This window comes from Ruminococcus sp. RTP21484sp1_RTP21277st1_D2_RTP21277_210401 (assembly GCF_040924225.1).
Lineage (GTDB): Bacteria > Bacillota > Clostridia > Lachnospirales > Lachnospiraceae > Blautia_A > Blautia_A faecis.
In genome coordinates this window covers 217,985-229,378 of the sequence record NZ_JBCOMJ010000004.1, presented here as the reverse complement: position 1 = coordinate 229,378, position 11,394 = coordinate 217,985, and the positions used below count along the sequence as shown (strand labels likewise).

Annotated in this window: 7 protein-coding genes; 2 read left to right on the top strand and 5 right to left on the bottom strand. The window is 44.3% G+C overall.

From position 1 onward, the window contains the following. Positions 1 to 134 precede the first annotated feature (134 nt). The 3 genes from AB5706_RS04980 to AB5706_RS04970 all read right to left on the bottom strand — a co-directional run bounded on the left by AB5706_RS04980 (position 135) and on the right by AB5706_RS04970 (position 4,128). Complete coding sequence (locus AB5706_RS04980) at positions 135 to 1,124, bottom strand: 2-hydroxyacid dehydrogenase (RefSeq protein ID WP_118578845.1); 990 nt, start codon at positions 1,122 to 1,124, stop codon at positions 135 to 137. Between the two features lie 445 nt (positions 1,125 to 1,569). Next, positions 1,570 to 2,844, bottom strand: coding sequence for a 3-phosphoshikimate 1-carboxyvinyltransferase (gene aroA, locus AB5706_RS04975; protein WP_173772484.1), 1,275 nt, complete (start codon positions 2,842 to 2,844; stop codon positions 1,570 to 1,572). 174 nt (positions 2,845 to 3,018) lie between these two features. Further along, positions 3,019 to 4,128: a prephenate dehydrogenase gene (locus AB5706_RS04970; protein ID WP_173772482.1), complete on the bottom strand. Its 1,110-nt coding sequence runs from the start codon at positions 4,126 to 4,128 to the stop codon at positions 3,019 to 3,021. Positions 4,129 to 4,338: 210 nt separating this feature from the next. On the opposite strand from AB5706_RS04970, the gene AB5706_RS04965 reads away from it, so the two are divergent. Both AB5706_RS04965 and AB5706_RS04960 read left to right on the top strand, forming a co-directional pair. Further along, entirely contained in the window at positions 4,339 to 6,429 is a 2,091-nt protein-coding gene (locus AB5706_RS04965; RefSeq protein ID WP_118578841.1) for an elongation factor G, read from the top strand. Between the two features lie 85 nt (positions 6,430 to 6,514). Further along, entirely contained in the window at positions 6,515 to 7,573 is a 1,059-nt protein-coding gene (locus tag AB5706_RS04960) for a hypothetical protein (RefSeq protein WP_368365914.1), read from the top strand. Between the two features lie 162 nt (positions 7,574 to 7,735). On the opposite strand, the gene AB5706_RS04955 is transcribed toward AB5706_RS04960, so the two are convergent. Further along, on the bottom strand, positions 7,736 to 9,292 hold the full coding sequence (locus tag AB5706_RS04955; RefSeq protein ID WP_173772478.1) for an ABC-F family ATP-binding cassette domain-containing protein: 1,557 nt from the start codon (positions 9,290 to 9,292) through the stop codon (positions 7,736 to 7,738). Between the two features lie 138 nt (positions 9,293 to 9,430). Next, positions 9,431 to 11,179, bottom strand: coding sequence for an Rqc2 family fibronectin-binding protein (locus AB5706_RS04950; RefSeq protein ID WP_173772476.1), 1,749 nt, complete (start codon positions 11,177 to 11,179; stop codon positions 9,431 to 9,433). Positions 11,180 to 11,394 lie beyond the last annotated feature (215 nt).

Here is an 11,394-nt window from a genome sequence, read left to right as displayed (position 1 = left end):
CGTTGCGCCGGCGAGTGAGCAATCACCATTGTCCGAATGCGTCCGCCTTGAACAACTTTCAACACACTAAATAGCAAAACGGTGTTTCAATACCTATGCATTGAAACACCGTATTTTCTATAGTGATTTATGAATTATGAGAGAACCTCGTTCTTCAGCTCATCTCCATTGATATAAGCCTGCGCATTCTCCATAGTTGTCTCTGCAATGTTAGTGAGCGCTTCTTCTGTAAAGAATCCCTGATGGGAGGTCATGGTTACGTTCGGGAAGGAGAGAAGCCTCTGGATCAAGGAAGTCTGCATGATGCTCTCAGACAGATCCTCGAATACGTAATCAGATTCCTCCTCATAAACATCCAGACCAACTGCGAAGAACTTGTGGTCACGGATACCGGAAATCAGATCCTCCGTCTTGATAAGACCGCCACGGGAAGTGTTTACAAGGATAACTCCGTCCTTCATCTGGGCAATTGTCTTTTCGTTGATAATATGTTTGGTTTCGTCAGTAAGCGGGCAGTGCAGGCTGATCAGATCACTGGTAGCCAGCAACTCATCAAGAGAAACGTATTCCAGGAAGTCAAGATTCTTGTTTGGGAAAAGATCATATGCAATGACCCGCATTCCAAATCCCTTGCAGATTCTTGCCATAGCCTGACCAATTTTACCAGTACCGATAATACCAGCTGTTTTCTTGTAAAGGTTCACGCCCATAAGACCGCTTAAAGTAAAGTTGTTCTCACGGCATTTGATGTAAGCCTTGTGAGTGTGACGGTTAGCTGTAAGCGCCAGCGCCATTGCGTGCTCTGCAACAGCCTCGGGAGAGTAACCTGGTACACGCAGAACTTTCATGCCATATTTGTGGGCTGTCTTAAGATCCACGTTATTGTAACCAGCGCAGCGCATAAGGATCAGTTTTACACCCTGCTGATGTAATTCTTCAATAACAGGAGCGCCAAGGTCTGCATTTACAAAAGCACAGATGGCTTCATAACCTTTTGCAAGAGAAGCGGTCTCCTCATGGATATTTGCTTCAATAAATTTAATCTTAATATCTGGAAATTCAGGTAAAAGTTTTTCAAAAAACTGCTCGTCATAATTTTTGGTTCCGTAAAATAAAATTTTCATTATTTCTGGCTCCTTTCTTGTGGCAGCCGCTCTTTTGTCTGGGCTGTTCACCTTCGCTTTGTTTGTTTTAGTGTTCCTCAACTTACAGTGGGATTATACGTTATTTTTTTGAAGAAAAAAAGAGGAAAACGGAAAGTTTTTTAACTTCGTCGAAATCGTTAAAAGAATATCAATATAGAAATGAGATTAAAACGAATTTTAAAATTGCACAGAAATTAATACATGGTAAAATGTGCAATATGTATATTTAAAAAGAAAATACAAGCATATAATCTGGCAAAGTATGACAGTTGCACTAAACTAACATTGACTATTATTTAACATAAAATAATAGGAATGTACATCTAAACAGGCAAAAAAACAGGAACCTAAATGGAAAAATGGTTACTGCTCACTCCGTTCACAGTAACGAAAAATGTTCTCATTTAAGTTCCTGAGGTTTAGATTATTCCCCTAACCTATACAGATCCTCATAAAATTCCGGATAAGAAATCTTCACACAGTCCCACCCCTTAATAGAGAGTGGTCCATCACAGAGCAGTCCGGCAACAGCGAAGGACATAGCCACTCTGTGATCCAGGTAAGAGTCAATCTCTGCCCCATGCAGTGGTTTTCCCCCATGAATGATCATGCCGTCATCTGTAGGTGTAATGTCCGCACCCATGCGGGAAAGATTCTCTGCCATAACCAGAATACGGTCTGATTCTTTTACTTTAAGTTCTTTTGCATCCTTGATCACAGTAGTTCCCTCTGCGAAAGCCGCCATAACTGCAATCATCGGAATCTCGTCAATAAGAGTCGGAATGATTTCCCCGCCCACTGTTGTACCATGAAGAGAACTGGCGCGGACAAGAAGGTCAGCAGTAGGTTCTCCATCCATATTAACATTTAGCAGGGTAATGTCTGCGCCCATGTCCTTACACACACGGAGCAGTCCGTCTCTTGTGGGATTGATTCCCACATTCTTCAGAAGAATCTCACTGCCTGGCACCAGAAGTCCGGCAGCGATGAAATAAGCAGCAGAAGAAATATCCCCAGGTACTGTAATTTCTCTGGCAAAAAGAGATGGTTCCGGAGCAATGGAAGCGGTAGTTCCCTCAGAAGTTACACGAGCTCCAAAATAGTTTAACATGATTTCTGTATGGTTCCTGGAAAGAACCGGTTCGGTGACGCTGGTAATTCCGTCAGAATACATTCCTGCCAGAAGTACACAGGATTTTACCTGAGCAGAAGCAACTGGGGAATCATAGTGAATGGCCTTCAGAGGATGACCTGTGATCCGAAGGGGAACACAGTTATTTCCCTTTATGCTTGCAATATCAGCGCCCATGGAAAGGAGAGGCGTCATGATCCGTTTCATGGGACGGCTCTGGATAGAGTCATCGCCGGTAAGCTCCGATACAAAATTTTGTCCTGCAAGAATACCGGAAATCAGGCGGGTAGTTGTGCCACTGTTTCCAACATCCAGAATATCAACAGGGGCAGATAATCCGTGGAGTCCTTTTCCATGAACCAGGATTTCTCCGCTGTTATTCTCAATATCAATGCCCATTTTGCGGAAACAGGAGATGGTGGAAAGGCAGTCAGCTCCTTCCAGAAAATGGGTGATCTTTGTGGTTCCTTTGGCAAGGGAACCGAACATGACGGCACGGTGGGAGATGGATTTGTCGCCTGGGACTGTAAGTTCTCCGTGGAGATTTGTAAGTTTTTTTATTTCCATAATAATCGTTCCTTAAATATAAAGTTTCATACAGCAAAAACGAGTATCGGCTATATTACTTATAAAGAATTAGACGAGTCAATATGGCGGTTACTTCATATTTGCTGTATTGATACAGAGTTTGTATGAAAAATTAATTGTGATGTATCCAATAAACAACTGCCGGTGCGCAGGTTATCGCTCATAAACAATATAATTGCGCTTTTTCAAAAGTGCAATGGCCCGTTCCATAGCGTCTTCTTCATAAAATTCGATTTTCAGAACGCCCTGCTCGAATTCGCGGTTGTGGATGATGCCGATGTTTTTAATGCTGATCTTATCCATGGCAAGGATGGTGGCAATGGTAGCGATTCCGCCGGCCTCATCTGCAATATCCAGATAAAGCACATAAGCCTTGCGGATAGGACCATTATCCACAACATCAATGGAATCACGGTAATCCCTGGAGCTTGCAAACATCTGATAAATAGCATCTGCCTCCTTCCCATCTGTAGCACAGTTGTCTACAGAACAGCGGATCTGGATCAGCATGCGGATGTAGTCGTCCAGAACATTGGAAATGTTCTCATGGTTTTCCATGCAGATCTGCTGCCACATAACGGGAGAGGAGGAGGCAATCCTTGTAATATCGCGGAAACCGCCTGCTGCGATGGTCTTCATATATTCGGCATCGTTGTCCAGAGTTTTTACCAGATTTACAAGGGCGGAAGCAATAATATGGGGCAGATGGCTTACACCTGCTGTAATAAAATCATGCTCTTCAGCTGTAAGCACCATAGGGATAGCACCAAGAGAACTGATCAGCTCTGTAAAATCTGAAATATATTCCAGTCCCACTTCCCCACCCGGGGTAAGAATATAGTATGCATTTTCCAGAATGCGCTCGTTGGAATGGTCGAAACCGGTTTTCTCAGAACCGGCCATAGGGTGACCGCCGATAAAGCAGTCTGTCATTCCCAGCTCCTCCACCTTCTGATGGATGATTCCCTTTACACTTCCCACATCTGTGATAATGCAGCCTGGCTGGCGGATCTCTTTCAGATATGCAAGGCACTCCAGGTTGATCTCTACCGGAGCACATAAAAATACATAATCACAGGATCCAAAGCGTGGATCCTTCATTTCCTCACAGACACCATCTATAATGCCGGTGCTGATGGCAGAGGCAAGTGCTTCCTTACTGCGGTTATAGGCCAGAATGTGGAAATCCGGATGGTACTTCCGGATGGCCTTGGCGATAGAGCCGCCGATCAGACCGAGACCGATAAAACCGATTGTCTTCATAATATAATGTCGTTTCCTTTCCTTCGTTAAAGTGAAAAATTATCTTATGATATTGTACGAGATTCCTCGCAAATTGTCAATTCCTACAGAAATGACAAAATAATCTAAACTTTTTTGAAAAAAGACCGTCAAAATCCCAGAAAATACTTGAAATTCTTCTGAATATTTAGTAAAATATGAACATATTAGACAAACAGGGAGGTATTACATATGGACGTTTTTAGAACTGACCGAATCAGAAATGTAGTGCTGTTAGGACACGGCGGTGCTGGAAAGACAACTCTGGCAGAAGCAATGGCATATCTTGCCGGCTTGACCAACCGTTTAGGCCGTGTAGAAGATGGCAATACAGTCAGTGATTATGATAAAGAAGAAATCAAACGACATTTCTCTATCACTACATCTCTGATTCCGGTCCCGTGGCAGAAGAACAAGGTAAACATTCTGGACACTCCCGGATATTTTGACTTCGTAGGAGAAGTTGAGGAAGCTGTCAGCGCTGCAGACGCAGCAATCATCGTAGTATCAGGTAAGGCAGGGGTACAGGTTGGTACCCAGAAGGCATGGAATCTCTGCGAGAAGTATAAACTTCCGCGAATGATTTTCGTTACCGATATGGACGTGGACGATGTAAGCTACCGTAAGGTAGTAGATCAGCTTACCGAGCTTTATGGCAAGAAGATTGCCCCGCTGCATTTCCCGATCCGTGAGGATGGCAAGTTCGTGGGATATGTTAACGTTGTGAAGCAGGCCGGAAGAAAATATATCGACAAGGGACAGAAGGAAGAGTGCGAGATTCCTTCTTATCTGGATGAGTATCTTGAGAAGTATCATGATATCCTGATGGAATCTGTAGCAGAGACCAGCGAGGAATTCATGGATCGTTATTTTGAGGGAGACGAGTTCTCCGTTACAGAAGTTTCCGCAGCACTTGCCGCCAATGTACAGGATGCAAGCATTGTTCCGGTATGCATGGGATCCCCGATCAATCTTCGCGGCGTATCCAACCTTCTGGACGACATCTGCGGATATTTCCCAAGCCCGGACAAACGTTCCTGCAACGGTATTTCCCAGAAGACCAACGAGATTTTTGAAGCAAATTACGATTTCGCCAAAGCAAAATCAGCATATGTATGGAAATCCATCGTGGATCCATTCCTTGGCAAGTATTCCCTGATCAAGGTTTGCTCCGGTGTTATTAAATCTGATGATACTCTTCTCAATGTTGAGAAAGGCACAGAAGAGCGTCTTAACAAATTATATGTTCTTCAGGGTTCCAAGCCTATCGAAGTTCCAGAGCTCCATGCAGGTGATATCGGTGCAATTGCCAAATTAGTCAGTGTTCAGACTGGTGACAGCCTTGCCACCAAGGCGAATCCGGTTCTTTATCCGAAAGCAATTCTTTCCACACCTTATACCTATAAGAGATTTAAGGCTGTGAACAAGGGCGATGAGGATAAGATTTCCCAGGCTCTTGCCAAGATCATGAGCGAAGACAGGACTGTTCGTGTTGAGAACGATGGTGCTAACCGTCAGAGTCTGATCTATGGTATGGGCGATCAGCATCTTGATGTTATTGTCAGCATGCTGAAAGAGCGTTATAAAGTTGATGTAGAGCTTTCCAAACCGAAGGTTCCATTCCGTGAGACCATCCGCAAGAATTCTGACGTAGAAGGCAAACATAAGAAACAGTCCGGCGGACATGGACAGTATGGACATGTTAAGATGCGTTTTGAGCCGTCTGGCGATATGGAGACTCCATACGTATTTGAGCAGGTTGTTGTTGGTGGTGCAGTTCCGAAGAACTACTTCCCGGCAGTTGAGAAGGGCCTTCAGGAATGCGTTCAGAAAGGACCTCTTGCAGCATATCCGGTAGTTGGTGTAAAGGCTACTCTTTATGATGGATCTTATCATCCGGTAGATTCCTCAGAGATGGCATTTAAGATGGCTACCATCCTTGCATTCAAGAAAGGCTTCATGGATGCTTCTCCGGTACTGTTAGAGCCAATCGTTTCCATGAAGGTTACAGTTCCAGATAAATATACAGGTGACGTTATGGGCGATCTGAATAAGCGCCGCGGCCGTGTTCTTGGAATGAATCCGGATCATAACGGAAATACCATTATTGAAGCTGACGTTCCTCTTCTTGAGATTTATGGATATTCCACAGATCTTCGTTCCATGACTGGTGGAAGTGGTGACTTCTCCTACGAGTTTGCCCGCTATGAGCAGGCTCCTGGTGATATCCAGCAGAAAGAGATCGAAGCAAGGGCAAGTAAGGTTGACGCTGCTGATGAATAAGTAGTATAATGAGACGGAGAATTTCTTGAAGAAGTTCTCCGTCTTTTATGATGGAAGTTCATATGAGGAAAGAAGGAGGAATATTATGAACAGAAAAACAATCAAAAAGATTATGCTGTTTTTACTTGCTTTTATGCTTGTATTTCCGGTTTATTCATTTGGAAAAGCAGAGGCAGTTCAGGCAGCAGCATTAAAAGCACCGAAGCTTTCCAAGGTGGTACGTGTAAACAAAAGTGTTAAAATTACCTGGAAAAAGAGTAAAGGCGCTTCCGGCTACTATGTTATGCGTAAGACAGAAAATAGTTCCTGGAAAAAAATCAAAACTGTGAAAGGCGGTTCCAAAACATCTTACACAGATAAAAAAGTGAAGAGTGGAACTACATACTACTACACAGTAAAAGCCTACAAAGGAAAGAAAGTAAGTTCCTATAACAAAAAAGGACTGAAAATTGTTTATGAGGTGCCAACCACAACGAAACCGGATACTGCCGGCGGAAATACCACGGCAACAGGTTCCACTGTTGCAAATACAGCTTCCGAATATACCATTGAAACGGATATGGTACTTTCTGGTTCCGGTTCCGGTTACCATGCGAAGCTGGTTGCCTGCACGGCGACCTCTGCAGTAAGCTTTGGTATCCAGTATGACAAGCATGCAAGAGCTCCCTATACAGGTAAGGCATGGTTCATGATCGAGAATGTAGCCCACAATGGTGCAGGCGGTCAGAATTATATCTGGGTTCAGAAAGCGGCCAGAGATAAGACTTACCATGTAATGCTGACTGTGAAAAAAGACGGAACCTGCAGCTGCTACATCAACGGCAAACTTGCCAAAACAGTTAAAAACAGCAGTCTTGCAAACACAACTGTCTATCTTCGCGTAGATGGTTCTGCAAGATTAAACGGAGATTCTGTAAATGCCACATTCAGCAATATTGAATTGAAGGCTGACGGCAAATATTATGCAGATAAGATCTGGGGTACGCATGACTTCACAACCAATAAGGGAATCAAGGCAGATGCTTCCGGATATGCAGCTTCCAAGAGAGTGACGATCAAAGGAAAAGTAAAAGGACTGGCAAGTGGTCAGGACTGGGATAGTGCATACGAGCAGGTATCCGGAATCATTCAGTTTGTGAACTGATAGAATGAGATATAGTAGAATGACAAATTATTCTAAATGGACATGCTGCTGCAAGTGACATCACTATATATGAAATAAAAACAGCATTCAGACAGAATTATGAAGAAGTATATTCTGTCTGGATGCTGTTTTATTTATAAAATAATAATCTTAATATAGCATTTACAGGATCTTAGTTGTCCATTTACTGCAGTCCCACACCTGTGAAACCACATCCTGATAAAATTCCGGCTCATGGCAGATGAGAAGCACACTTCCGCGGTATTCCTTTAGTGCCTCCTTCAGAGCCTCTTTTGCATCCACATCCAGGTGGTTGGTAGGCTCGTCAAGAAGAAGGACATTTGTCTCTTTGTTTACCAGCTTGCAAAGGCGGACCTTGGCCTGCTCACCGCCGGAAAGCACACGGACCTGACTCTCAATATGTTTGGTGGTGAGACCGCATTTTGCAAGTGCGGAGCGGACTTCATACTGGGTATAAGATGGGAATTCTGCCCAGATCTCATCAATACAGGTAGTTTTGTTGTCACCTTTTACTTCCTGCTCAAAATATCCGATCTGCAGATTGTCCCCTAATTCCCTGGTTCCCTTTAATGATGGGATCAGACCAAGAATACTTTTCAGAAGTGTGGTTTTTCCAATTCCGTTGGCACCTACAAGCGCGATTTTCTGGCCTCTTTCCATGGAAAGGGTGAGAGGGCGGGAAAGGGGCTCGTTATATCCGATCACAAGATCCTTTGTCTCGAAGATGTATTTGCCTGGGGTGCGTCCCTGTTTGAAATGAAACTCCGGTTTTGGTTTCTCGGCAGCCAGTTCGATCACGTCCATTTTGTCCAGCTTTTTCTGGCGGGACATTGCCATATTTCTGGTGGAAACCCGGGCCTTGTTTCTGGCAACGAAATCCTTCAGTTCGCTGATTTCCTGCTGCTGGCGGCGGTAAGCTGCCTCTAATTGAGCCTTTTTCACTTCATAGACTTCCTGGAAGTGGTCATAATCGCCTACATAACGGTTTAGCTCCTGATTTTCCATATGATAAACGATATTGATCACATCATTGAGAAACGGAATATCGTGGGAAATAAGGATAAAAGCATTCTCATATTCCTGAAGATAGCGTTTCAGCCATGCAATGTGTTCTTCATCCAGATAGTTGGTGGGCTCATCCAGAAGAAGAATATCTGGTTTCTCCAGAAGCAGCTTGGCAAGGAGCACCTTGGTACGCTGTCCGCCGCTGAGATCTGTGACATCACGGTCAAGCCCAAGATCCAGAAGACCAAGTGCCCGGGCAACCTCTTCTACCTTGGAATCAATTACGTAGAAGTCGTGCATGGTCAGGGTATCCTGGATAGTTCCCAGTTCCTCCATAAGAACTTCCATTTCTTCCGGGGAGGCTTCACCAAGGGAATCACAGATGGTATTCATTCGTTCTTCCAGTTCAAAAAGCCAGGAAAAAGCAGATTTCAGCACGTCGCGGATAGTCATGCCAGGAGCGAGGACAGAATGCTGGTCCAGATAACCTACACGGACATTTTTTGCCCACTGGATCTTGCCCTCATCTGGCATCAGTTTATCAGTTACAATATTGAAGAAGGTGGATTTTCCCTCTCCGTTGGCGCCTACCAGGCCAATATGTTCTCCTTTTAAAAGGCGGAAGGAAACATCATGGAAAATGGCTCTGTCACCAAAGCCGTGGGTAAGGTGTTCAACATTTAAAATACTCATAGATAACTCCTGTTCTTAAATCAGAGCGTGTTTGAAACAGGCTCCGGTGTATATAGATAGCAGCTTGCGGTTTGCAGAGCAGCCGTTTTGCAAATTCAGAGCTGTATGCAAAATGCAAAGAGGGAAAAACTGTTACAATCAGGATAACTGCTGGATTCCTGCAATATCTGGTGAAGCCATCAGAGAATAGTTTGTATAATAAACTACAAATCCCGGTTTGGCTCCAGCTGGCTTTTTCACATTCTTTTTCTGGAGATAATCAATCTCTACCTTTGGTGCAGTGCGTCCCTTGGAATAAAAGGCTGCAAGATTTCCTGCTTCTTCAAAGGTGCGGTCCGGAAGTGTGCCGTCTTTTGTCTTTACCACAACATGGGAGCCCGGCATCTTTTTGGCATGGAACCACCAGTCATTTCCTGTGGCAAATTTAAAGGTCAGCTCATCATTCTGGTAGTTGTTTTTTCCTACATAAATATCGTAGCCATCACTGGAAACATAATGGAAGGGTTTGGATTTCACCTGCATTTTGGCACCTTTTTTGTTTCCGTAGTGGCGCTTCACATAGCCGTATTCCATAAGCTCTTCCTTGATCTGGGAAAGGTCGCTCTCCTCAGCGGCAATGTCCAGGGCATTGGAGATGGATTCCAGATGTTCGATCTCGCTGGTGGTATCTGCAATCTGAACCTCCAGAGCTTCCTGGGTACGCTTCAGCTTGCCGTAACGATCGAAATACTTCTTGGAATTCTCCTGGGGGGTCAGGGTAGGATCAAGAGGAATGGTGATTTCTTCTCCATTATAATAGTTCACAGCCTTAAAGGATTTACAGCCTTCTTCCAGACCGTAGCCGTAGGTGTTGATCAATTCGCCGTAAACCTTGTATTTGTCCTTTTTTTCAGTGTCTTTCATCTGCTTCTGCTGAAGGCTTAATTTTTTTCGGTTTCGGTCAAGGGCAGTCTGGACGATCTTTCGGAGGTCCGCAGATTTCTGACGGATACGGGTGATCACGTCGCGGGAGGCATAATAGGTTTCCAGCATCTCTGACACAGATTCAAAGGTCCGGGTGGTGAAGCCTTCTCCATATTGGGAAAAAGGAAGAACACCGTACTCAACCGGCTCGTCCCCTTTGAAAACAATAACCGGGGTAAATTCTTCCCTCCGGATCTGTTCCATTAAACGGGTGAATTCTGTATAAAGCTGCTCTCTGGTATTCCCATCTAATGTCTGGACATCATCATTTCCATCAATGGAAGCGCGATAGCAAAGCTCCTGAGCCATTACCGGGCTGAAACCGGTAAGCGTCTGATAGAGAGCTTTGGAGACAGCATTGGATCTGCCACATACTTTTTCCATGAAATCCTCTCTGGAAATGGTAAGAGGATCCAGCTTGTCCTGAGTGTGGGGGATGAAATAAGGACGTCCTGGCAGAACTTCACGTACAGAACTTACGTTGCAGGATACGTGCTTGATACTATCCAGGATCATATTATTATCATCACAGAAGATAATGTTGCTGTGCTTTCCCATCAGTTCCATAATGAGAACCTTATGGCATACATCACCAAGTTCGTTCAGGTGCTCCAGCTCAAATTCTACAACACGCTCCAGACCAGGCTGGCGTATCGCAGTGATCCTGGCGCTTCCGATGTGCTTGCGGAGAAGCATGCAAAAATTAGGAGCAGTCAAAGGGCTGATCCGGTTTTTGCCTGTAAAATAGATCAGAGGCAGGGAGGCGCTGGCGGAGAGAAGCAGACGCTTCTGACCATTTGCACCTTTTCCGGTGATCAGCAGTTCGTCACTTTCCGGCTGGGCAATTTTGTTAATGCGTCCCCCGGAGAGATTTTTATTTAATTCAGAAACCATTGCAGCAATGGTAATTCCGTCAAAAGCCATAAAAAACTCCTTTCTGTTGACAGGTTACCGGTCGCTCCGTGACCAGTAACCGTGACATGCAGACTTTATTATAACAGCAAAAAAAGGATTTGACTAGGGTTTTAGAATGAACTATAATAAATCTGTATGCGTAGGCAACTGTGAACGGTAACCTGCGTAGAGTTATTGCCTGAATATCAGAGACGATTCTGTTATGCGGAATGGTACTCTTTTCA